At 69.5% G+C, this 23,998-nt stretch carries 21 protein-coding genes and 1 riboswitch; of the genes, 19 read left to right on the top strand and 2 right to left on the bottom strand.

Translation table 11 applies throughout. From position 1 onward, the window contains the following. The 19 genes from metK to ppc form a co-directional block, all read left to right on the top strand. Nucleotides 1-1,208 (top strand): methionine adenosyltransferase (gene metK, locus GORHZ_RS10795; RefSeq protein WP_006332910.1); only part of this gene is annotated, 1,208 nt, incomplete at its 5' end. Nucleotides 1,209-1,214: 6 nt separating this feature from the next. Beyond that, nucleotides 1,215-3,227: a primosomal protein N' gene (locus GORHZ_RS10790; RefSeq protein WP_006332908.1), complete on the top strand. Its 2,013-nt coding sequence runs from the start codon at nucleotides 1,215-1,217 to the stop codon at nucleotides 3,225-3,227. Nucleotides 3,228-3,261: 34 nt separating this feature from the next. Continuing rightward, a complete protein-coding gene (gene fmt, locus GORHZ_RS10785; RefSeq protein ID WP_006332906.1) occupies nucleotides 3,262-4,212 on the top strand; it encodes a methionyl-tRNA formyltransferase in 951 nt (316 codons plus the stop codon). Next, entirely contained in the window at nucleotides 4,209-5,573 is a 1,365-nt protein-coding gene (locus GORHZ_RS10780) for an RsmB/NOP family class I SAM-dependent RNA methyltransferase (protein WP_006332904.1), read from the top strand. The genes fmt and GORHZ_RS10780 overlap by 4 nt, the downstream gene beginning before the upstream one ends. 72 nt (nucleotides 5,574-5,645) lie before the next feature. Further along, nucleotides 5,646-6,323, top strand: a complete 678-nt coding sequence (rpe, locus tag GORHZ_RS10775; protein WP_006332902.1) for a ribulose-phosphate 3-epimerase — start codon at nucleotides 5,646-5,648, stop codon at nucleotides 6,321-6,323. 8 nt (nucleotides 6,324-6,331) lie between these two features. Further along, a complete protein-coding gene (gene ribD, locus GORHZ_RS10770; RefSeq protein ID WP_006332900.1) occupies nucleotides 6,332-7,357 on the top strand; it encodes a bifunctional diaminohydroxyphosphoribosylaminopyrimidine deaminase/5-amino-6-(5-phosphoribosylamino)uracil reductase RibD in 1,026 nt (341 codons plus the stop codon). Between the two features lie 35 nt (nucleotides 7,358-7,392). Then, nucleotides 7,393-7,548: riboswitch (FMN riboswitch) on the top strand. A gap of 53 nt (nucleotides 7,549-7,601) precedes the next feature. Then, nucleotides 7,602-8,291, top strand: a complete 690-nt coding sequence (locus GORHZ_RS10765; protein WP_006332898.1) for a riboflavin synthase — start codon at nucleotides 7,602-7,604, stop codon at nucleotides 8,289-8,291. A gap of 44 nt (nucleotides 8,292-8,335) precedes the next feature. After that, nucleotides 8,336-9,637 (top strand): bifunctional 3,4-dihydroxy-2-butanone-4-phosphate synthase/GTP cyclohydrolase II, encoded by a 1,302-nt coding sequence (locus GORHZ_RS10760; RefSeq protein WP_051998834.1) that lies wholly within the window; start codon nucleotides 8,336-8,338, stop codon nucleotides 9,635-9,637. Then, a complete protein-coding gene (gene ribH, locus GORHZ_RS10755) occupies nucleotides 9,634-10,119 on the top strand; it encodes a 6,7-dimethyl-8-ribityllumazine synthase (RefSeq protein WP_006332891.1) in 486 nt (161 codons plus the stop codon). Before GORHZ_RS10760 ends, ribH begins: the two co-directional genes overlap by 4 nt. Before the next feature lie 47 nt (nucleotides 10,120-10,166). Further along, on the top strand, nucleotides 10,167-10,595 hold the full coding sequence (locus tag GORHZ_RS10750; protein ID WP_051998835.1) for a PH domain-containing protein: 429 nt from the start codon (nucleotides 10,167-10,169) through the stop codon (nucleotides 10,593-10,595). A gap of 21 nt (nucleotides 10,596-10,616) precedes the next feature. After that, the gene (gene uvrC, locus GORHZ_RS10745) at nucleotides 10,617-12,629 is read left to right on the top strand and encodes an excinuclease ABC subunit UvrC (RefSeq protein ID WP_040531314.1); all 2,013 of its coding nucleotides are present in this window, start codon (nucleotides 10,617-10,619) and stop codon (nucleotides 12,627-12,629) included. Continuing rightward, nucleotides 12,622-13,557, top strand: a complete 936-nt coding sequence (rapZ, locus tag GORHZ_RS10740; RefSeq protein ID WP_006332882.1) for an RNase adapter RapZ — start codon at nucleotides 12,622-12,624, stop codon at nucleotides 13,555-13,557. Before uvrC ends, rapZ begins: the two co-directional genes overlap by 8 nt. Beyond that, on the top strand, nucleotides 13,554-14,585 hold the full coding sequence (locus GORHZ_RS10735; RefSeq protein ID WP_040531301.1) for a gluconeogenesis factor YvcK family protein: 1,032 nt from the start codon (nucleotides 13,554-13,556) through the stop codon (nucleotides 14,583-14,585). The genes rapZ and GORHZ_RS10735 overlap by 4 nt, the downstream gene beginning before the upstream one ends. Nucleotides 14,586-14,626: 41 nt before the next feature. Then, complete coding sequence (gene whiA / locus GORHZ_RS10730) at nucleotides 14,627-15,604, top strand: DNA-binding protein WhiA (protein ID WP_040531298.1); 978 nt, start codon at nucleotides 14,627-14,629, stop codon at nucleotides 15,602-15,604. A 150-nt stretch (nucleotides 15,605-15,754) separates the two neighbouring features. Further along, complete coding sequence (gene gap / locus GORHZ_RS10725; protein ID WP_006332878.1) at nucleotides 15,755-16,774, top strand: type I glyceraldehyde-3-phosphate dehydrogenase; 1,020 nt, start codon at nucleotides 15,755-15,757, stop codon at nucleotides 16,772-16,774. Between the two features lie 39 nt (nucleotides 16,775-16,813). Then, the gene (locus GORHZ_RS10720) at nucleotides 16,814-18,025 is read left to right on the top strand and encodes a phosphoglycerate kinase (protein WP_006332876.1); all 1,212 of its coding nucleotides are present in this window, start codon (nucleotides 16,814-16,816) and stop codon (nucleotides 18,023-18,025) included. Further along, nucleotides 18,025-18,813, top strand: coding sequence for a triose-phosphate isomerase (gene tpiA / locus GORHZ_RS10715; RefSeq protein ID WP_006332875.1), 789 nt, complete (start codon nucleotides 18,025-18,027; stop codon nucleotides 18,811-18,813). Before GORHZ_RS10720 ends, tpiA begins: the two co-directional genes overlap by 1 nt. 146 nt (nucleotides 18,814-18,959) lie before the next feature. Continuing rightward, on the top strand, nucleotides 18,960-19,193 hold the full coding sequence (gene secG, locus GORHZ_RS10710) for a preprotein translocase subunit SecG (protein WP_006332874.1): 234 nt from the start codon (nucleotides 18,960-18,962) through the stop codon (nucleotides 19,191-19,193). 119 nt (nucleotides 19,194-19,312) lie between these two features. Then, entirely contained in the window at nucleotides 19,313-22,162 is a 2,850-nt protein-coding gene (gene ppc / locus GORHZ_RS10705) for a phosphoenolpyruvate carboxylase (protein ID WP_006332873.1), read from the top strand. 324 nt (nucleotides 22,163-22,486) lie between these two features. On the opposite strand, the gene pgl is transcribed toward ppc, so the two are convergent. Continuing rightward, nucleotides 22,487-23,221: a 6-phosphogluconolactonase gene (gene pgl / locus GORHZ_RS10700; protein ID WP_006332872.1), complete on the bottom strand. Its 735-nt coding sequence runs from the start codon at nucleotides 23,219-23,221 to the stop codon at nucleotides 22,487-22,489. Then, on the bottom strand, nucleotides 23,218-23,998 hold a 781-nt coding region (locus tag GORHZ_RS10695; RefSeq protein ID WP_006332871.1), incomplete at its 5' end, for a glucose-6-phosphate dehydrogenase assembly protein OpcA. The genes pgl and GORHZ_RS10695, both read right to left, overlap by 4 nt.

Here is a 23,998-nt window from a genome sequence, read left to right as displayed (position 1 = left end):
CCTCCGCGTCACGCCTGTTCACCAGTGAATCCGTCACCGAGGGGCACCCGGACAAGATCTGTGACGCAATCAGTGACTCGATCCTCGACGCTCTGCTCGAGAAGGACCCCGCGTCGAAGGTCGCGGTCGAGACGCTGGTGACCACCGGGCAGGTGCACGTCGCCGGTGAGGTCAACACCACCGCCTACGTCGACATCCCCACGATCGTGCGCGAGAAGATCCTCGAGATCGGCTACGACTCCTCGACCAAGGGCTTCGACGGCGCCTCCTGCGGCGTCAACGTGGCGATCGGCGCCCAGTCCCCGGAGATCGCCCAGGGCCTGACCGACTCGCACGAGACCCGCTATGGGCAGAGCGAGGACGAGATCGACCGGCAGGGTGCCGGCGACCAGGGTCTGATGTTCGGGTTCGCCACCAACGAGACCCCCGAACTGATGCCGCTGCCGATCTCGCTGGCCCACCGCCTCGCGCGCCGTCTCACCGAGGTCCGCAAGACCGGTGTGCTGCCCTACTTGCGTCCCGATGGCAAGACCCAGGTGACCATCGAATACAACGGTGACGTGCCGACGCGTCTGGACACCGTCGTGGTATCCACCCAGCACGCGGCCGACATCGACATCGACAACATGCTCACCCCCGACATCCGCAGCGTCGTGCTCGACGAGGTGTTCGGCGCGCTCGATCTGCCCCATCCACTCGACACCTCCGACGTGCGGCTGCTGGTGAATCCGACCGGACGGTTCGTGCTCGGCGGACCGATGGGTGACGCCGGCCTGACCGGCCGCAAGATCATCGTCGACACCTACGGCGGTATGGCCCGCCACGGTGGTGGCGCCTTCTCCGGCAAGGACCCGTCGAAGGTCGACCGCAGCGCCGCGTACGCGATGCGGTGGGTCGCCAAGAACGCCGTCGCCGCGGGACTCTCCGACCGTATCGAGGTTCAGGTCGCCTACGCGATCGGCAAGGCTGCCCCGGTCGGGCTGTTCGTGGAGACCTTCGGCACCGAGCGGGTCGACCCGGTCACCATCCAGAAGGCCATCTCCGAGGTCTTCGACCTGCGCCCCGGCGCGATCATCCGCGATCTGGACCTGCTGCGGCCGATCTACGCGCCGACCGCGGCCTACGGGCACTTCGGACGCACCGACGTCGACCTTCCATGGGAGCGGACCGACCGCGCCGAGAAGCTGCGCGCTGCCGCGGGTCTGTAAGAGCGGGTGAGCGCGGCGCCCGCCGAGGGCGGCGCCCGGTCACCGGCCCCCGACCGGCCCGTCGGCAAGGTGTTACCGCTGCTCGGCCTCGCACACCTGGATCGGCCCTTCGACTACCTGATCGACTCCACCCAGGACGCTGATGCGGTTGTGGGGGTGCGGGTGCGGGTCCGGTTCTCCGGTCGGCTCGTCGACGGCATCCTGCTCGACCGGGTGGCCGAGAGCGAACACACCGGTCGTCTCGGCTGGCTGGACCGCGTCGTTTCCCCGGAGCCGGTGCTCGGTCCCGAGATGGCCGCGGTGTGCCGGGCGGTGGCCGACCGCTACGCCGGGACGATGTCGGATGTGATCCGTCTCGCGGTCCCGCCCCGCCATGCCCGAACCGAGAAGACGCCCCCGGCCGAGGGATCCGACGAGCCGATCGACGTGCCCGATCCCGCGGGGTGGTCGGCCTATCCGACCGCGAAATCCTTTCTTGCATCGATGCATTCGAGCAACCCGCGGGCGGTCTGGCAGGCCACCGCGTCCGAGGACTGGCCGGCCCGGCTCGCGGAGTTGGCGGCGACCGCGGCAGCCGCGGGACGCGGAGCGATCCTGGTCGTCCCCGACCAGCGTGATCTCGATCGGCTGGACAAGGCATGCCGGCCGCTGTTGGGGGAGCGGTGCGTGACCCTCGCCGCGGGACTCGGCCCGGCGGCCCGCTACCGGCGGTGGCTGGCGGCGCGGCGCGGCACGGTCGACGTGGTGCTCGGCACACGGAGCGCGGTGTTCGCCCCGGTGCACGACCTCGGGCTGATCGTCGTCTGGGACGACGGCGACGACAGTCTTGTCGAACCCCGGGCGCCCTACCCGCATCCGCGGGAGGTGGCCGTCCTGCGGGCGCATCTGCAGCGCTGTGCCCTGGTCATCGGCGGCTTCGCCCGGACCGTCGAGGCGCATTCGCTTGTCACCGCCGGCTGGGCGCACGATCTGGTGGCCGACCGCGCGACGGTACGGGCGCGGACCGCGCGGGTCATCGCGCTCAGCGACGAGGACCGGCGGGTGGCGCGCGATCCGCTGGCGCGGTCCGCGCGTATCCCCGCGGTCGCCTTCGACGCGGCCCGCGCCGCTCTCGCCGCCGACGCACCCGTCCTGTTCAGCGTGCCCCGCCGCGGGTACATCCCGTCGCTGGCCTGCGCGCGCTGCCGGGCCCACGCTCGGTGCCGCACGTGTCACGGACCGCTGCAGCTCGACGCGGCCGGTGCGATCTCGTGCCGGTGGTGCGGCCGGCCGGAACGCTCCTTCCGCTGCGCGGAGTGTGGAGGCACCGAGATCCGCGCCCTGACCACCGGTGCCCGCCGTACCGCCGAGGAACTCGGGCGGGCTTTCGCCGGGGTGCCGATCCTGACATCGGGCGGTGCGACGATCGTCGACGAGGTGGAGTCGGGGGCGCGGGTCGTCGTCGCGACACCGGGCGCCGAACCGCACGCCGACGGCGGCTACGGAGCGGCGGTCATCCTGGACACCTGGGCGCAGCTCGACCGCGCCGATCTGCGGGCCGGGGAGGACGCCGTCCGCCGCTGGATGGCGGTCGGCGGGCAGGTGCGTCCGCACACCGAGGGCGGCGCGCTGGTCATCGTCGCCGATGCCGGTCTGGCACCCGTGCAGGCGGTGATCCGTTGGGACCCGGTCGGTTTCGCCGGCCACGAGTTCGCACAACGGGCCGAACTCGGTTTCCCGCCGGCGGTGGCGATGGCATCGGTCGACGGGGCTCTCGCGTCGATCCGGGCCTTCGTCGATTCCGTGGAGCTGCCGCCCGGTGGGGAGGCGCTCGGCCCGGTGCCGCTGCCCGCCGGGGTCCGCCCGCCGGCGGGTTCGGAGGACGCCTACGACGGCGACGTCGAACGTATCCTGCTGCGCGTCGACCGGCGCGACGGCAAGCGTCTGGCGGCGGCGCTGGTGGCGGCGCAGATCCACCGCAACACCCATCACGAGACCGGGCCCATTCGGGTTCAGGTCGATCCGCCTACCATCGGATGAGCACGACGACAGGTCGTTGGGATGAAAGGCGCACATGAGGGTCGTATTCGCCGGGACCCCGCAGGTCGCGGTGCCGTCACTGCAGGCGCTGCTCGATTCCCCGCGCCACGAGGTCGTCGGGGTGATCTCACGGCCCGACACCGTGGCCGGCCGCGGCCGGAAGGTGGTCCGTTCGCCCGTCGCGTCGCTGGCCGACGAGCACGGCATCGAGGTCATCGCACCGCGCCGGCTCACCGACCCGGGGGTCCTCGACCGGCTGCGGTCCTGGCATCCGGATTGCGCCGCGGTGGTCGCCTACGGCGGTCTCGTCCCGGTCGGTCTGTTGGAGTTGCCCACCTACGGCTGGGTGAACCTGCACTTCTCCGTGCTGCCGGCCTGGCGGGGTGCGGCTCCGGTCCAGCACGCCATCGCCGCTGGTGACGACGTGACAGGTGCGAGCACGTTTCTCCTCGAGGAGGGCCTCGACACCGGACCGGTCTACGGGGTGATCACCGAGACCATTGCGCCGACCGACACCAGCGGTGACGTGCTGGGCCGGCTGGCCGAGTCGGGCGCCCAACTGTTGGTTTCGACCCTCGACGGCATCGAGGACGGCGCGCTCACCCCGGTCGCACAGACCTCGGCCGGGCTGAGCCACGCGCCGAAGGTCGACGTCGACGACGCACGCATCCGATGGGATCTGCCCGCGCACATCATCGACCGTCGGGTGCGGGCTCACACCCCGGCACCGGGCGCCTGGACCACCCTCGACGAGGCGCGCGTCAAGATCGGCCCGGTCACCCCGCTCAACACCGCCGACACCGACTCCGACACCGCTGAAAAACCGTCCCCCGGAACACTGGTCGTCACCAAACGTACCGTCGACGTAGGGACGGCGACGGTGCCCGTGCGGTTGTCGTGGGTGCAGCCGCCGGGCAAGAAGGCCATGCCGGCGGCCGACTGGGCGCGCGGCGCGCGGCTCACCGACGGGACGGTGGTCGAATGACGAAGTCGCCGAAGTTGCGCGACAAACCCGTCGACGCACCGCGGGCGGCGGCCCGCGACACACTTCGGGCGGTCCGTGAACGCGACGCCTACGCCAACCTGGTACTCCCGAAGATGTTGCGGGAGAGGCGCATCACCGGCCGAGACGCCGCGCTCGCGACGGAACTGGCCTACGGGGCGGCACGCGCGGAGGGGCTGCTCGACGCGGTCATCTCGGCGGCGGCCAACCGTCCGGTCGCCGAGATCGACGGCAACGTTCTCGACGTCCTCCGGCTGGGCACCTATCAGCTGTTGCGCACCCGCATCGGTGCGCACGCCGCCGTCTCCACGTCGGTCGACCTGATCCGCTCCGAGATGGGCATGGGGCCGTCGGGTTTCGTGAACGCCGTGCTGCGCAAGGTCTCCCAGCGCGACGAGGACCTGTGGATCGACGAGCTGGCACCGTCGATGGCCGACGACCTGATCGGCAACCTGGCGTTCCGCTACGCGCATCCCCGCTGGATCGCCGAGGTCTTCGACGAGGCGCTCGGCGGTTCGGCGGGTCAGCTGCAGGCCGCGCTCGCCGCCGACGACGACCGGCCCCCGGTCCACCTGGTGGCCCGTCCCGGTCTGATCACCGCCGAGGAACTCGCGCTCGCCAGCGGTGGGGACGTCGGTCGCTACTCGCCGTACTGCGTCTACCTGCCCGGCGGTGACCCCGGCGACCTGGAGGCCGTGCGCGACGGTTACGCGGGCGTGCAGGACGAGGGCAGCCAGCTGGTGGGTCGTGCCCTGACGGTCGCCGACGTCGCCGACGACACCGGCCGCTGGCTGGACATGTGTGCCGGTCCGGGCGGCAAGGCCGCCCTCGTCGCGGCCATCGCCGACATCGACGGCGCCCATCTCGACGCCATCGAGATCTCCGAGCACCGCGCGGACCTGATCCGCAAGGTGGTGCGCGACCTGCCGGTCGACGTCCACGTCGCCGACGCCCGCAGCTGCGGCCTGGAACCCGGCTTCGACCGGATCCTGCTCGACGCGCCGTGCAGCGGCTTGGGGTCGCTCCGGCGCCGACCGGAGGCGCGGTGGCGCCGCCGGCCCGACGATGTCGCCGAGCTCGTCGTCCTGCAGCGCGAACTGCTCACCGAGGCACTGCGATTGGTGAAGCCCGGGGGAGTGGTGATCTACTCCACGTGCTCACCGCACCCGGCCGAGACCGTCGGTGTGGTCGCCGCCGTCCTCGCCGAGGTTCCCGACGCCGAACAGATCGATGCCCGGCCGCTGGTACCCGCCGATCACCTCGGCGACGGCCCTCATGTGCAACTGTGGCCGCACATCCACGGCACCGACGCGATGTTCCTGGCGGCGCTGCGGCGGCGGTGACCGTGTCCGCTACCCCTACAATCTGGGGTGATGTGTGAAGCCGACTCGTCGACTCAGAGAAAGTGGGTGCCGATGATCGCCCCGTCCATCTTGTCCGCAGACTTCGCGAATCTGGCCGCCGAGGCGAAGGCCGTTTCCGGTCCGGGCGATCGCCGCGCCGACTGGCTCCACGTGGATGTGATGGATGCGCACTTCGTGCCGAACCTCACCCTGGGTCTGCCGATCGTGGAGAGCCTGCTCAAGGCCACCGACATCCCGTTGGACTGCCATCTGATGATCGAGGATCCGGGTCGTTGGGCGCCGCCGTACGCGGAGGCGGGCGCCCACAACGTGACCTTCCACGCCGAGGCGACCGACGACCCGCTCGCGGTGGCGCGCGACGTCCGGGCCGCCGGGGCCAAGGCCGGCCTGAGCATCAAGCCGGGCACGGCCCTCGAGCCCTACCTCGAGGTGCTGCGCGGGTTCGACACCCTGCTGATCATGAGTGTGGAACCGGGCTTCGGCGGACAGAGCTTCATCCCCGAGGTGCTCGACAAGGTACGCACGATCCGCAAGATCATCGACTCACAGGACCTGCGCCTGCTCGTCGAGATCGACGGCGGTATCAACGCCGACACGATCGAGCAGGCCGCCGAGGCCGGGGTCGACTGCTTCGTGGCCGGATCGGCGGTCTACGGTGCCGACGACCCGGGTGCCGCGGTGGCGGCGCTGCGCCGGCAGGCGGCGTCGGCGCACTCCGCGGCGGACTGATCGGACCCATGCCCGACGCTCGGCCCGCACCGGCCACCGATGTCGAGCGCGCGATGCGCCTCGCGATCGACGAGTCCCGCCGGGCGCAGGGCATCAGCTCGCCCAATCCGCCGGTCGGAGCGGTGATCCTGGCGCCCGACGGCACGATCGTCGGCCGCGGACACACCCAGCCGCCGGGCGGCCCACACGCCGAGGTGGTGGCGCTGGCCGACGCCGGGGCCACCGCGGCCGGCGCGACCGCGGTGGTGACGCTCGAGCCCTGCAATCACACCGGCCGCACCGGCCCCTGTAGCCGGGCGCTCATCGATGCCGGGGTGGGCGCGGTGTTCTACGCCCTCGACGACCCGAACCCGGCCGCGGCCGGCGGCGCACAGACCCTGCGCGATGCCGGGGTTGTCGTCGGGGCCGGGGTCGGGGCCGACGACGCGGCCGCCGGGCCACTGCGCGCGTGGCTGTTCCGCCAGAGGCACGGACGTCCGTTCGTCACCGCGAAAATTGCCGCCACCGTCGACGGCCGGATCGCCGCACCCGATGGCACGAGCCGGTGGATCACCGGCGAGCCGGCGCGCCGCCGCGCGCATCGGCAGCGGGCGATCCTCGACGCGATCGTGGTGGGCACCGGCACCGTGCTCGCCGACGACCCGGCGCTGACCGCCCGCGGCGACAACGGGGAGCTGGGGCCGCACCAGCCCACGAGGGTGGTGATGGGGCACCGCGATCTCCCGCCGGCCGCGCAGGTCACCGACGGCAAGGCGCCGCTGTGCCACGTCCGCACCCACGACCCGGGCGCGGTGCTCGACGCCCTCGACGATGCGCTCTGGGTCCTCGTCGAAGGCGGCCCGGCGATCATCGGCGCTTTCCTCGACGCCGGTCTCGTCGACGAGATCGAGGCCTACGTGGCGCCCGTCGTACTCGGCGCGGGCGCGTCCTCGGTGTCGATACCCGGTGTCGCGACGCTGACCGATGCCCACCGGTTCTCGCCGGCCGGTGTCGAGGAGCTCGGCGACGACCTGCTGCTGCGACTCACCCGTTGACGTCACGGTGTGTTTGCCCGTGCTAACTTCGGAGGCAGAGTTCTCGGGGCGGGGTGCAATTCCCCACCGGCGGTGATGGCGTCCACACGGGTGGTGCGTCGAGCCCGCGAGCGCCCGCCACAGCGGCGGGGTCAGCAGATCCGGTGTGAATCCGGAGCCGACGGTGACAGTCCGGATGTGAGAGAACGGGGCGTGCCATCATGGGCGCTTCATCTGCTCCGAGCCAGCAGATGAGGAGTGTCACGTGTTCACCGGCATCGTCGAAGAACTCGGCACCATCGTGCGCCGCGACGACCTGTCCGATGCTGCCCGTCTCACCGTCCGGGGACCGGTGGTGACCAGCGACGCGAAGTACGGCGACTCGATCGCCGTCAACGGCGTGTGTCTGACGGTCGTCGAGCAGGGACCGGACGAGTTCACCGTCGACGTCATGGCGGAGACGCTCAAGCGCAGCTCCCTCGCCGCGCTCGCCGCCGGCAGCCGGGTCAACCTCGAACGCGCGATGGCCGCCGACGGCCGTTTCGGCGGGCACATCGTGCAGGGCCATGTCGACGGCGTCGGAACCGTGTTGTCGGTCTCCCCGTCGGAGCATTGGACCGTCGTGCGGATCGCGGTGCCCGACGCGTTGAGCCGCTACATCGTCGAGAAGGGATCGATCACCGTCGACGGTGTCTCCCTGACGGTTGCGGCACTCGGCGACAGCCCCGCCGGTTCGGCCTCGGCCGAGTGGTTCGAGATCTCGCTGATCCCCACCACGCTGCAGGAGACCAACCTGGGCGAGATCACCGTCGGCAGCCCGGTGAACCTCGAGGTGGATGTGATCGCGAAATATGTCGAACGGCTGTATCCCGATCGACGGGACCACCCCGCATACCCCTCCGGGGGCGCGGAGCAAGATGGTGTTGGTGATGCGGCGCGGGATCGGAGTGAATGATGTCGAGTGATACGACGGTAGGCGGTGGCGACGTGACGGTATCGATGGAATCCGGGTCGACGGACTCCGACGCTTCGGGGAGCGTGCGTTTCGATTCCGTGGAACGGGCCCTCGCCGACATCGCGGCCGGCAAGGCGGTCGTGGTGGTCGACGACGAGGACCGCGAGAACGAGGGCGACCTCATCTTCGCCGCAGAGAAGGCCACCCCGGAACTCGTCGCGTTCATGGTTCGCTACACCTCCGGATATCTGTGTGTGCCGTTGGCCGGCGACGACTGCGACCGGCTGGGTCTGCCGCCCATGTACTCGATGAACCAGGACAAGCACGGCACCGCCTACACGGTGACCGTGGACGCGCGCGAAGGTATCGGCACCGGCATCAGCGCCGCCGATCGCGCCACGACGATGCGTCTGCTGGCCGATCCGACGAGCGGCGCGGTCGACTTCACCCGGCCCGGGCACGTGGTTCCGTTGCGGGCCAAGGACGGCGGGGTGCTCCGACGACCGGGCCACACCGAGGCCGCGGTCGACCTGGCGCGGCTCGCCGGATTGGCGCCGGCTGGGGTGATCTGCGAGATCGTCAGCCAGAAGGACGTCGGTTCGATGGCGCGCACCGACGAGCTGCGTGTGTTCGCCGACGAACACGACCTCGCGCTCATCTCGATCGCCGCGCTCATCGCCTGGCGCCGCCGGCACGAGAAGCACGTCGTCCGCGTCGCCGAGGCCCGCATCCCGACCCGTCACGGCGATTTCCGTGCGGTCGGCTACACGAGCATCTACGACGACGTCGAACACGTCGCCCTGGTCATGGGTGACGTCGCCGGCGACGACGGCGCCGGTCACGACGTACTCGTCCGCGTGCACTCGGAATGCCTGACCGGCGACGTCTTCGGATCGCTGCGCTGCGACTGCGGCCCGCAGCTCGACGCGGCCATGGAGCTGGTCGCCGCCGAGGGCCGCGGCATCGTGCTCTACATGCGCGGGCACGAGGGCCGTGGCATCGGGCTGCTGCACAAACTGCAGGCATATCAGCTGCAGGACTCCGGCTCCGACACCGTCGACGCCAACCTCGCGCTCGGTCTGCCCGCCGACTCCCGCGACTACGGGCTGGGGGCGCAGATCCTCGTCGACCTCGGGGTCAGTTCCATGCGGCTGCTGACCAACAATCCCGCCAAACGTGTCGGCCTCGACGGTTACGGGCTGCAGATCGTCGACCGGGTCCCGATGCCGGTGCGGGCGAACTCCGAGAACCTCCGGTATCTGCAGACCAAACGCGACCGGATGGGACACGACCTCATCGGCCTCGACGAATGGACCGACGGCACCGGTCAGGAGGACCCCGCGTGAGCGGCCACGGCGAACCGACCCTCGACCTCGCGGACGCGAGCGGTCTGCGGCTGGCCATCGTGTCCTCGCAATGGCACGAGGTCATCTGCACCGCCTTGCTCGACGGTGCCGTGCGTGCGGCGGCCGACAACGGGGTCGCCGACCCGACCATCGTCCGGGTGGCCGGCGCCATCGAACTGCCCGTCATCGTGCAGGCGCTCGCCCGCCACCACGATGCGGTCGTCGCGCTCGGCGTGGTGATCAAGGGCGAGACCCCGCACTTCGAGTACGTCTGTGACGCGGTCACCGCGGGCCTCACCCGTGTCTCGCTCGACGAGTCGACCCCGGTCGGCAACGGGGTGCTGACCACACTGACCGAAGAGCAGGCCCTCGACCGGGCCGGGCTGCCGGACTCGAAGGAGGACAAGGGCGCTCAGGCGACCACCGCGGCTCTGGCGTCGGCGCTGACGCTGCGGGCGCTGTCGCGTGGTGAACTGAGGTGAGTACGGACACCGCCGTGGGTTGGGATCTCGAGTACCGGCCGCGCCGGATGCCGCGGATCGCGATTGCCGCCGCGGTCGTCGTGCTGGCCATCCACATCACCTTCGCGGCGTTGCTGACCATCTCCGACACGGGCGTCCATGTCGGCGGGGTCGATCAGATCGGCCTGGCCCTCATCGGCCTCGTCGAGGCGGGCGCGATACTGCTGTTCACCCGGCCCCGGTTGCGCGTCGGGGCCGCGGGCGTCGAGGTGCGCAACCTGGTCGGCGACCGGCTGTTCAGCTGGGACCGTGTCGCCGGGCTCGCCTACCCCGAGAAGGGGTTCTCGGCGCGTCTGCTGCTGCCCGATGACGAGCACGTGCCGGTGCTGGCCGTGCAGGCGTGGGACGCCGACCGGGCGGTGGCCGCGATGTCGTCGTTCCGCGAACTCGACGAGCGTTATCGACACCACGACAACGCTGCCGGGGACCCGTCGTAGCCACCGACTAACGTGGAATCCGTGGCCGACCCGACAACCTACCGTCCCGCCGCGGGCACCATCCCCACCGAACCGGGGGTGTACAAGTTCCGCGACCAGTACGGCCGGGTCATCTACGTCGGCAAGGCCAAGAACCTCCGATCCCGGCTGACCTCCTATTTCGCCGACCTCGCCTCGCTGCACCCGCGGACCCGGCAGATGGTCACCACCGCGGCGTCGGTGGAATGGACCGTCGTCGGCACCGAGGTGGAGGCGCTGCAGCTCGAATACAACTGGATCAAGGAGTTCGATCCTCGGTTCAACGTCCGCTACCGCGACGACAAGACCTATCCGGTGCTCGCGGTGACCCTCAACGAGGAGTATCCGCGGCTGTTCGTCTACCGCGGTCCGCGCCGCCGCGGCGTGCGATACTTCGGCCCCTACTCCCACGCGTGGGCGATCCGCGAAACCGTCGATCTGCTCACCCGCGTGTTCCCGGCGCGCACCTGCTCGACCGGGGTGTTCAAGCGGCACCGCCAGATCGACCGGCCCTGTCTGCTCGGCTACATCGACAAGTGCTCGGCGCCGTGCGTGGGCCGGGTGAGCGCCGAGCGTCACCGCGAGATCGTTGAGGACTTCTGCGACTTCCTGGCCGGCCGCACCGATCAGATGATCCGCCGCCTCGAGCGCGAGATGTCCGAGGCCGCAACCGAGCTCGACTTCGAACGGGCCGCGCGGCTGCGCGACGACGTGAGCGCGATGCGGCGTGCGATGGAGAAGCAGGCGGTGGTCCTCGGTGACGGGACCGACGCGGATGTGGTCGCGATGGTCGGCGACGAACTCGAGGTCTCGGTGCAGGTGTTCCATGTCCGCGGCGGCCGGGTCCGAGGTCAGCGCGGGTGGGTCGTGGAGCGCTCCGACGACACGTCGACCGGCGAGCAGGTGGCCCAGTTCGTCACCCAGTTCTACGGGGCGGAGGTCGATCTCGACGCCACCGTGGAGATCGACGAACACCGCGCCCGGGGCGAGTCGATCCCCCGCGAGGTGCTCGTCGGGGAACTACCCGACGACCAGGACGATCTGCAGAGCTGGTTGTCGGACCTGCGTGGCAGCAGGGTGGTGCTGCGCGTCCCGCAGCGCGGCGACAAGAAGGCGCTGTTCGACACGGTCGCGCGCAACGCGTCGGAGGCGCTGGCGCAGCACAAGTTACGTCGGGCGGGTGATCTGACCAGCCGGTCGGCCGCGCTGACCGAGCTGCAGGACTCCCTGGGCCTCGACCAGGCCCCGCTGCGCATCGAGTGCATCGACATCTCCCATGTCCAGGGCACCGACGTGGTCGCGTCGCTCGTCGTCTTCGAGGACGGGTTGCCGCGTAAGTCGGATTACCGGCACTACTCGATCCGCTACGCCGCCGGCGAGGGCCGATCCGACGACGTCGCGTCGATCGCCGAGGTCACCCGCCGCCGGTTCCTGCGCCACCGCGCCGACCACGAGCCCGCGTCGGCCACCGATCGGCCCGCGGCCATCGACCCGACCACCGGACGGCCACGGAAATTCGCCTATCCGCCAAATCTCTTCGTCGTCGACGGCGGCGCCCCGCAGGCCCACGCCGCGGCGGCCGTGCTCGACGAGCTCGGCATCACCGACGTCGCGGTCATCGGACTGGCCAAACGACTGGAGGAGGTGTGGATCCCCGGCGACGACGACCCGGTGATCCTGCCCCGGACCAGTGAGGCGCTGTTCCTGCTGCAGCGGGTCCGCGACGAGGCGCACCGCTTCGCGATCACCTTCCACCGCAGCAAGCGCAGCAAGCGGATGACCGAGTCGGTACTCGACGGTGTGCCCGGCCTCGGTCGCACCCGACGAACCGCCCTCGTCACCCATTTCGGATCGGTGGCCCGGCTCCGGGAGGCCACACTGGAGGACATCGCCGAGGTGCCGGGCATCGGGACGGCCACCGCCCGGGCGGTCCGCGCCGCGCTCTCCGAGGACTCCGCGCGGACCCCCGAATCCGTCGTGACACCCGATCGAGTTGAGGAGACCACTGGTGACTGATCCGACCGACACGGTCCGGCCCGACGGGTCGGCCGGTGACGCCCGGCCGGGCCTCACCGTGCTGTTCGTCGCCGGCATGTCCGGCGCCGGTCGGTCCACGGCCGCCAACGTGCTCGAGGACGACGGGTGGTATGTCGCCGACAACGTGCCACCGACCCTGATCTCGACCATGATCGACATGGTCCGTGAGTCCGACCCCGCGATCTCGCGTCTGGCGATGGTGATCCGGGCGTCCGACGAGACCGTCGGCAGCCAACTCGACGAACTGCGCGAGAGTCTGGCGGCGTCGGGGGCCGCGACCAAGCTGCTGTTCCTCGACGCCAGCGACCAGGTCCTGGTGCGTCGCTTCGAGCAGGTGCGTCGCCGGCATCCGCTGCAGGGCGGCGAGACCCTGATCGACGGCATCGCCCGCGAGCGGGTGTTCCTGGCGCCGGTGAAGAACTCGGCCGATCTGGTGGTGGAGACCTCGGCGCTGACCGCGGCGAAACTGCGCGAGGTGGTCGAGGGGGTCTACCCGCACGAGGCCGACAACCGTCTCAGCGTGGCCGTGCAGTCCTTCGGCTTCAAATACGGGTTGCCGATCGACTCCGATCTCGTCGCGGATGTGCGCTTTCTGCCCAATCCATACTGGGTGGCCGAGTTACGGGAGCAGAATGGTCGCGACGACGAGGTCCGCGAGTACGTGCTGGGCCAACCCGACGCCGGCCGATTCGTGGATCTCTACCTCGAGCTCATCGGGGTGGTGTCGACGGGATATCGTCGAGAAGGCAAGCGGTACATGACAATCAGCATCGGTTGTACGGGCGGCAAACACCGCAGCGTCGCCGTCTCCGAGGAGATCGGGGCGCGGTTGCGTCGGATCACCGACGACACGGGCGCGCGGTCGTTCGACGTGCGCGTGATCCATCGGGACCTGGGGCGGGAATGAGCGATTCGACGATGCGCGTCGCCGCGCTCGGTGGGGGACACGGGCTCTATGCGACGTTGACCGCGATGCGGTATCTGACCCCCGATGTCACCGCCGTGGTGACCGTGGCCGACGACGGCGGGTCATCAGGGCGGCTGCGGGCCGAACTGGGGGTGATCCCCCCCGGGGACCTCCGCATGGCGCTGTCGGCGCTGATGTCGGCGCCCGCGGCCCTCGAGGCGCGGACCGACGGGCGCGGACGCACCCATCGTGGCGGTCATCGACTGTGGGCGGAGACCTTCCAACACCGGTTCGGTGGGCGCGGTGCGTTGGCCGGCCACCCGGTCGGCAACCTGCTGCTGGCCGGGCTGACAGAGATCCTGGGCGACCCGGTGGCAGCGCTGGACGAATTGGTCGAGGTGTTCGACATCGACGGCCGGGTGTTGCCGATGTCGTCGGTGCCGCTCGAGATCGAGGCCGACGTCTCGGGCCTGGAGAGCGATCCGCGCATCAGTCGCTGCATCCGCGGTCAGGTCGCGGTCGCCACCACACCGGGGAAGGTGCGGCGGGTGCGGCTGCTGCCGACCGATCCGCCGGCGTGCCCGCAGGCCGTCGAGGCGATCCTCACCGCCGATCTCGTGGTGCTGGGGCCCGGGTCATGGTTCTCCAGTGTGATCCCGCACGTGCTGGTGCCCGGCCTGTTGAATGCCCTGCGGGAGACCACTGCCCGCAAGATGCTCTTCGTCAACCTGGCCGCCGAACCCGGTGAGACGACCGGGTTTTCCGTCGAACGTCATCTGCACGTCCTGCATGCCCACGCCGACGTGCTGCGCATCGACGACGTCGTCGTCGACGCCGCCTCGGTGCCGGCCGGACGCGAGCGCGATCACTTGGTCCGGGCGGCGGAGATGTTCGGCGCGCAACTGCATGTCGGCGATCTGGCGGTGCCCGGACGGCCCGTCCACGACCCCGGGAAAGTCGCCGCCCTGGTCGGTGAACTGTGCGAAGGTGAAGTGAGTCGATACGCTGTCCGGGCACATGAATCGTGAGTGCTGGGGGGCTCGTGACAGGAGGGCAGGGACCGGTGGCGATGACGGCGGCGGTGAAGGATGAGCTTTCGCGGCTGGTCGTGACGCAGGTGAGTTGTCGAAAGGCCGAGGTGTCGGCGCTGTTGCGGTTCGCCGGAGGCCTACACATCGTTTCCGGCCGGGTCATCGTCGAGGCCGAGGTGGACATGGGCAACGTCGCCCGGCGACTGCGCCGCGAGATCTTCGACCTCTACGGGTACAACTCCGACGTTCACGTCCTGCGCGGCGGCGGACTCCGCAAGGGCGCGCGCTACATCGTCCGGGTGACCAAGGACGGCGAGGGACTTGCGCGCCAGACCGGGCTACTGGATCTGCGCGGCCGTCCCGTCCGCGGCCTTCCCGCCCAGGTCGTCGGCGGGAGCCTGGCGGACGCGGAGGCGGCCTGGCGTGGTGCGTTCCTCGCCCACGGCTCGCTCACCGAGCCGGGACGCTCCTCGGCACTGGAGGTCAGCTGCCCGGGCCCCGAGGCGGCCCTCGCGCTGGTCGGGGCCGCGCGGCGGCTCGGGGTGTCGGCCAAGGCGCGCGAAGTGCGTGGCGCCGACCGGGTCGTGATCCGTGACGGTGAGGCGATCGGGGCACTGCTCACGCGGATGGGCGCACACGACACGCGTTTGGTGTGGGAGGAGCGCCGGATGCGGCGCGAGGTCCGGGCCACCGCGAACCGTCTCGCGAACTTCGACGACGCGAACCTACGACGGTCCGCGCGTGCGGCTGTCGCGGCCGCCGCGCGCGTCGAACGTGCCCTCGACATCCTCGGCGACGAGGTGCCCGATCATCTGATGGCGGCGGGCCAGCTGCGGATCACGCACCGGCAGGCCTCGCTCGAGGAACTCGGTCAGCTCGCCGACCCGCCGATGACCAAGGACGCGGTCGCCGGCCGGATCCGGCGGCTGCTGTCGATGGCGGACAAGAAGGCCCGCGTCGACGGAATCCCGGACACCGAATCGGCGGTCACCACCGACCTCCTCGACGAGGCGTGAGGCTCCCGCGTCAATCGGGGCACTAGCTGCACCCGGCGAGGCGGCGCCTACTAGGCTGAACTATGCCGTGTCATGCTCGCGATCGTGATCCGTGAGCAGCGACGCGATCCCCACAGAGCTCGATGATGAATACCGCTAAGGAGCACACAAGTGACTGTTCGGGTAGGCGTTAACGGATTCGGCCGGATCGGCCGCAACTTCTTCCGCGCCGTGGAAGCACAGAAAGCTTTGGGAAGCACCGACATCGAGATCGTCGCGGTGAACGACCTCACCGACAACGCGACACTCGCACACCTGCTGAAGTTTGACTCCATCCTGGGACGTCTGGACGACGAGGTCTCGCTCGAGGGTGACGACACCATCGTCGTCGGGGAAAAGAAGATCAAGGCCCTCGAGGTCAAGGAGGGGCCGGCGGCCCTGCCGTGGGGCGACCTCGGCGTCGACGTGGTGGTCGAGTCCACCGGTATCTTCACCGACGGCACCAAGGCGAAGGGCCACCTCGACGCCGGCGCCAAGAAGGTCATCATCTCGGCGCCCGCCAAGAACGAGGACATCACCATCGTGATGGGCGTCAACGACGACAAGTACGACGGCAGCCAGAACATCATCTCCAACGCGTCGTGCACCACCAACTGCCTCGGTCCGTTCGCCAAGGTGCTCAACGACGAGTTCGGCATCGTCCAGGGCCTGATGACCACCATCCACGCCTACACCCAGGACCAGAACCTGCAGGACGGCCCGCACAAGGATCTGCGTCGCGCCCGCGCCGCCGCGCTGAACATCGTGCCGACCTCGACCGGTGCCGCAAAGGCCATCGGCCTGGTCCTGCCGGAGCTGAAGGGCAAGCTCGACGGCTACGCGCTGCGTGTGCCGATCCCCACCGGTTCGGTCACCGATCTGACCGCGGAGCTCTCCAAGACCGCGTCCGCCGAGGACATCAACGCCGCGATGAAGGCCGCCGCCGAGGGACCGCTCAAGGGCATCCTGAAGTACTACGATGCCCCGATCGTCTCCAGCGACATCGTCACCGACCCGCATTCGTCGCTGTTCGATGCGGGCCTGACCAAGGTGATCGGCAACCAGGCCAAGGCCGTCTCCTGGTACGACAACGAGTGGGGCTACTCCAACCGCCTCGTCGACCTCATCGGGCTCGTCGCCAAGTCGCTCTAGTCGCTGCTACGCGGACAACCACGGAGGAGTAACCCCACAATGGGTGTACCCACACTGAAAGACCTTCTGGACGAAGGCGTTTCGGGTCGGGGAGTGCTGGTCCGGTCGGATTTCAACGTTCCGCTGGACGGGACGACGATCACCGATCCGGGCCGCATCCTGGCCTCGTTGCCGACGCTGTCGGCGCTGGTCGACGCCGGTGCCAAGGTGATCATCACGGCGCACCTCGGGAGACCGAAGGGTGAGCCGGATCCGAAGTACTCGCTGGCACCGGTCGCGGCGCGACTCGGCGAGGAGCTGGGCCGCAACGTCCAGCTGGCCGGCGACGTCGTCGGCACCGACGCGTTGGCGCGGGCCGAGGGCCTGACCGACGGCGACGTCCTGCTGCTGGAGAACGTGCGGTTCGATCCGCGCGAAACCTCCAAGGACGAGGGCGAGCGCGAGTCGCTGGCCAAGGCGCTCGTGGAGCTCGTCGGCGACGACGGCGCGTTCGTCTCGGACGGTTTCGGGGTGGTGCACCGCAAGCAGGCATCGGTCTACGACGTGGCCAAGCTGCTCCCGCACTATGCCGGGAAGCTGGTGGAGGCCGAGGTCGAGGTGCTCTCCAAGCTCACCGAGGAGGTCAGCCGACCTTACGCGGTGGTGCTGGGCGGTTCCAAGGTCTCCGACAAGCTCGGGGTCATCGAGGCGCTCGCACCCAAGGTGGACACCCTGGTCATCGGTGGCGGTATGGCGTTCACCTTCCTTGCGGCGCAAGGGCATTCGGTGGGTACCTCGCTGCTGCAGGAGGATCAGATCGACGTCTGCAAGGGGCTGCTCGAGCAGTTCGGCGACGTGATCCGGCTGCCGCTCGACGTCGTGGTGGCCGACAAGTTCGCCGCCGACGCCGAGTCCAAGACGGTCCCGGTCGAGGAGATCCCCGACGGGTGGATGGGTCTCGACATCGGTCCGGAGTCGGTGAAGCGGTTCACCGCGGTGCTGTCCGGTGCGGCGACGATCTTCTGGAACGGCCCGTCGGGTGTGTTCGAGTTCGAGAAGTTCTCGGCGGGCACCCGCGGTGTTGCGGAGGCGATCGCGGCCACGACCGGCAAGGGCGCGTTCACCGTCGTCGGCGGTGGTGACTCGGCCGCAGCGGTGCGCACCCTCGGGCTGCCGGATTCGGATTTCTCGCACATCTCGACCGGCGGCGGCGCGTCGCTGGAGTACCTGGAGGGCAAGGAATTGCCGGGGCTGAAAGTCTTGGAGAGCTGATGGCGAGCAGAAAACCGCTCATCGCGGGCAACTGGAAGATGAATCTGAACCATCTAGAGGCCATCGCGCTGGTTCAGAAGATCGCGTTCGCGCTGCCGGCCAAGTACTTCGACAAGGTCGACGTCACGGTCATCCCACCGTTCACCGACATCCGCAGCGTGCAGACCGTCATCGACGGGGACAAGCTCCTGATCACCTACGGTGCACAGGATCTGTCCGCCCACGACTCGGGTGCCTACACCGGCGAGATCAGCGGCGCGTTCCTGGCCAAGCTCGGCTGTACCTTCGTCGTCGTCGGACACTCGGAGCGCCGCACCATGCACGCCGAGACCGACGAGGTGGTGCTGGCCAAGACCAAGGCGGCGCTGAAACACGGTCTGACCCCGATCGTGTGCATCGGTGAGGGACTCGACATCCGTGAGGCCGGTGATCACGTGGCGCACAACGTGACCCAGCTCAAGGGTTCGCTGGCCGGTCTCACTGCCGAGGAGATCGGCAAGGTCGTCATCGCCTACGAGCCCGTCTGGGCGATCGGTACCGGTCGTGTCGCCAGCGCGGCGGACGCCCAGGAGGTGTGCTCGGCGATCCGTGCCGCCCTTGCCGAGATCGCCGACGCCGCGACCGCGGACGCTGTGCGGGTGCTCTACGGCGGCTCGGTCAACGCCAAGAACGTCGGCGACATCGTCGGGCAGACCGACGTCGACGGCGCGCTCGTCGGCGGCGCATCGCTCAAGTCGGACGAGTTCGCGAGCCTGTCGGCCATCGCCGCCGGCGGGCCGTTGCCCTGATCCCGAAGCGCTGAGGGTCCGCGCGGGTCCTCGGCACCGAACGCGTACACTGTGGCAGGTTGTGCCCGAAGATCGGGTATGACCTGTCACAGCTGCATGTACCGCTGTCACAGCTGCATGTACCGACCGAACAGGACTGACTACTCGTGAAGCTCGCACTCGACATCGGATTGATCGTCACCAGCGTGTTGATGGTGGTGCTGGTGTTGCTGCACCGCGGCAAGGGTGGTGGTCTGTCGTCGCTGTTCGGTGGTGGTGTGCAGTCGACCCTGTCCGGTTCGAGCGTCGTCGAGCGCAACCTCGACCGGCTGACCATCTTCGTGGGCCTGATCTGGTTCATCTTCATCGTCGCCATCGGTCTGGACATCAGTCTGTCCTGACCGACCCCGAACACCTGACGCGACCCGGTCCGCCTCCTGGCGAGGTGACCGGGTCGTCGTCGTTTCCGAGATGGGGTTTCCAAGATGCCACTGCCGACGAATGCCGGAATACTGATGCCATGAGCGAATCGATCTCGCCTGAATCCACCCCCTCCGCCGGCGCCGCGGGCGTGCGCCCGTCGATCCCCATCGTCGACCACATCGTCGTCGACGACGAGGGCCGGGCGCTGACCGAGCCTCTCCGGGAGGACATCCGGCTACTCGGCGGCATCCTCGGCGACACCGTGCGTGACAACTCCGGGTCCGACGTGTTCGACCTCGTGGAGAACGCGCGCATCGCCGCGTTCAAGATCAGGCGCGCCGAGATCGACCGGGACGTACTCGCCGACATGTTCACCGACCTGGACATCTCCCTGGTGATGCCGGTGATCCGCGCCTTCAGCAACTTCGCGCTGCTGGCCAACCTCGCCGAGGACATCCACCGCGAGCGGCGGCGGGCCATTCACGTGCGCGCCGGAGATCCGCCGCAGGACAGCACCCTGGCGGCGACCTACGCGAAGCTGGCCGCCGCCGGCCTCGCCGACGATACGGTCGGCGCGGCACTCGCCGATGCCACCGTGGTGCCCGTGATCACCGCGCACCCCACCGAGACCCGTCGTCGTTCGGTGTTCGAGACGCAGCACCGGATCACCGAACTCATGCGATTCCGGGGCCGCACCGAGATGACCCCGGACGAGGAAGCCGCGGTCACCCTCGGGTTGCGTCGCCAGATCCTCACCATGTGGGAGACCGCTCTGATCCGGCTCGAGCGGCTCACCATCCAGGACGAGATCCGCTCCGGTCTGCGCTACTACGACGCCTCGTTCTTCGAGGTCGTCCCGAAGATCAACGCGGGCGTCCGCAAGGAGCTTCGCGCCGCCTACCCCGACGCCGGGCTCGCCGACGACCCGATGCTGCGGATGGGCTCCTGGATCGGTGGCGACCGCGACGGCAACCCGTTCGTCACCGACGAGATCGTCGAGATGGCGACCACCCTCGCGGCGCGCACCGCCATCGGCCATCACCTCTCGGAGCTGAAGCTGCTCGCCGAGGAACTGAGCATGTCCTCGCGCCTCATGTCGCCGGGGGACGGCCTCTACGAGCTCGTGGGGATGTCCGCCGACGACCCCGCCGCCGACGAACCGTTCCGGCTCGCGTTGCGGCACATCCGGTCTCGCCTGGTCTCCACCGCGACGCACCTGTTCGGCGAGGAGGTGATGAAGTCGTCGGACCTGTTCCTGCTCGACGACGCGGATCCCTACGGCACCGCCGATGACCTGCTCGCCGACCTCGACATCATCGATGCGGCGCTGCGCCACACCCACGACGACATCATCGCCGACGATCGTCTGGCGTCGCTGCGGGAAGCGGTGCGCACCTTCGGTTTCCACCTCTCGGGTCTGGACATGCGGCAGAACTCCGACATGCATGAGGAGGTGATCGCCGAACTCCTGGCCTGGGCCGGTGTGCACCCCGATTACCTGTCGCTCGACGAGGCCGAACGCGTCGAGATCCTGACACGCGAACTGACCGCGCGTCGTCCGCTGACCCGTCCGGACGCGGCGCTGTCGGAACTGGCGGTCAAAGAACTCAACATCGTGCGGGCGGCCGCGCGGGCCGTCGAGAGGTTCGGTCCGCAGTCGGTGCCGAACTACATCATCAGCATGTGCACGTCGGTGAGCGACATGCTCGAACCGATGATCCTGCTCAAGGAGGCCGGCCTGATCGACATCGACGCCGACGGGAAGCTGTCGTCGTCGGTGCGGATCGTGCCGCTCTTCGAGACCATCGAGGACCTGCAGCAGGGTGCGGCTACGCTGCTGGCCGCGCTGGACATCCCGCTGTACCGCAACCTGGTCGACGGTCAGGCGGGCATGCAGGAGGTCATGCTCGGCTATTCGGACTCCAACAAGGACGGCGGCTACATGGCTGCCAACTGGGCGCTCTACCGCGGCGAACTGGACCTGGTGGAGGCGGCCAAGAAGGCGGGCATCCGGCTGCGGCTGTTCCACGGCCGCGGCGGCACCGTCGGCCGTGGCGGCGGTCCGAGCTACGACGCCATCCTGGCCCAGCCGCCGGGAGCGGTGCAGGGGTCACTGCGGATCACCGAGCAGGGCGAGATCATCGCCGCGAAGTATGCCGAACCGGTCGTCGCCGAACGCAACCTGGAGACGCTGCTGGCCGCGACGATCGAGTCGTCGCTGCTCGACGTCGAGGGTCTGGGCGAGGAGTCCGAGGACGCCTACGGCGACATGGACGAGATCGCGGTGCTCGCGCGTTCGGCGTACAGCAAGCTTGTGCACGAGACACCGGGCTTCGTCGAGTACTTCACCACGTCGACACCGCTGTCGGAGATCGGCGCCCTCAACATCGGCAGCCGGCCCGCCTCGCGTAAACAGACCGAGAAGATCTCCGACCTCCGCGCCATCCCGTGGGTCCTGTCGTGGACGCAGTCCAGGGTGATGCTGCCCGGCTGGTACGGCACCGGTGCGGCATTCGAACAGTGGGTGGGCGACGATCCGGAGAAGCTGGAGACGCTGCGGCGCTACTACGAGAAGTGGCCGTTCTTCCGCACCGTGATGTCGAATATGGCGCAGGTGCTGGCCAAATCCGACATGGGGCTCGCGCACCGGTACGCGCAGCTGGTGCCCGACGAGACGTTGCGCGAGAAGGTGTTCGGCATGATCGTCGACGAGCACGAGCGAACCATCGCGATGCACGCGAAGATCACCGGCGCCGACGACCTGCTGGCCGACAACGCCGCGCTGAAGCGGTCGGTGTACAACCGGTTCCCGTACCTAGAGCCGCTGAACATGCTCCAGGTCGAGTTGCTGCGCCGCTTCCGTGCCGGCGACGACGAACCCCGCGTCCGCCGGGGCATCCAGCTCACCATGAACGGTCTCGCGACCGCGCTGCGCAACAGCGGCTAGCGTCACCGGCCCGCGCCCGCTGCGCGCTCACCCCGACCCTGCCGACCGTGCGTACCCAGGCGTCGAGCGTGCACGCCTCATCGTCGAGCGTGCACGCCTCATCGTCGAGCGTGCGCACCCGATCGTCGAGCGTGCGCACTCGACGCGATGGTGTGCACGCTCGACGTGAATCTGCGCACGGTGGACGCGGCGGTGTGCATGGTGGACGCGGCGGTGTGCACGGTGGACGCGGCGGTGTGCACGCTCGACGATGAGGTGCGCACGCTCGACGTCGGCGAGGCCCGGCGCGCGATTGGGCGCGTGATCGGGCGCGGGGGAGAGCGGTCAGATGCGCGCGGCAGCGGGGCGGTCGACGAACCAGACCGTCTCGTCGGTGCCGTGGGCGCCGGCGCACGGCCAGTCGGCGGCGTGGGCGCCCATGTGGGCCGCGGCGACGGCCTCGGCCTTGTCTTCACCGGTCACCAGGAACCACACCGACTTCGCGCGATTGACCACCGGCAGGGTGAGGGTGATCCGGCGAGGCGGGGGCTTCGGTGAATCCTCCACGGCCACAACGGTCTTCTCGGACTCGGCGGTCGCCGCGGTGTGTGGGAAGAGCGAATTGATGTGGCCCTCGCCGCCCATACCGAGCAGGTGCAGGTCGAAATGGGGGACAGCGCCGGTGCCCACCTTCATCAGAACGTCCGCGTAGTCCTCGGCGGCCGCCTCGATGTCGTCGCCGAACACGCCGTCCGACGGCGCCATCTGATGAACCCTCGCCGGGTCGACGGGCACGTGGTCGAGGAGCGCATCGCATGCCTGTCCGTAGTTGCGCTCCGGGTCGTCCGCGGGCACGAAACGGTCATCGCCCCAGAACAATTCGACGCGTCCCCAGTCGATGCCCCCGCTGTCGGCGGCGAGTGCACGCAGGATCGCGATGCCGTTGCTACCTCCGGTGAGCACCACCGATGCGACCCCGCGCTCGGACTGGGCGTGGGTGACCAGGTCGACGAAGCGCCGGGCCGCGGTCGCGATCATTTCCGACTTGTCGTCGAAGACCAGCGTCTCCGGGGTGATCATGCCGACGCTCCTTCGAATTCGACCTCGGTCACTCCGCGCAGGGCGAGTTCGTAGACCTCGTCGATGTCGAGCCGACGCAGCTCCTCGGCGAGTAGTACGGGAAGTTCCCGGTGGGTGATGGCAACGCGGCCGTCGGGTTTTCCGGGGCTGGTGAGGACCGCGTTGCCGTTCTGGTCGAGCGCCATCACAGTCGGTCCGTCGTCGCGGATGAGCCGGATCTCGAAACTACCGATACGGCGCCGCGTCGGGACCTCCAGCGCCGAGCGCAGCCACCCGGCCAGCAGATCTACGCCGGGGGATTCGGTCGGCCCGGTCACCTCCACCGACGTGATCGCGGTATGCGGAGGACGTTCCACCGCGGACGCGAGCAACGCCCGCCACTGGGTGACCTGGGTCCAGGCGAGGTCGGAGTCACCGGGTGCATACGTGGCCAGCCGACGTCCCAGCACGGTGCCGGGGTTACACGACCGACGCGCGTCGAGGATGCGCCGACGACCCAGCGTGCCCATCGGGTCGTCGGCCGGATGTTCCGGCGCGGCACCGGGCCACCAGGTGACCACGGGTGTGTCGGGCAGAAGGAACGGCGTCACCACCGAGCGCGGATGATTCGCGAGCTCGCCCACCAAGGACAGCACCACGACCTCCGACGCCCCGGCGTCACCACCCACGCGGATCTCGGCGTCGAGACGGGAGTCGGCACCGCGGTCGCCGAGGGACACCACGATCACGCGACTGGGATGCTCCCGGCTGGCGCCGATCGCCGCCTCGATCGCGCCC

It is taken from the genome of Gordonia rhizosphera NBRC 16068 (genome assembly GCF_000298195.1).
GTDB lineage: Bacteria > Actinomycetota > Actinomycetes > Mycobacteriales > Mycobacteriaceae > Gordonia > Gordonia rhizosphera.
This window is presented reverse-complemented; position numbering and strand designations above follow the sequence as displayed.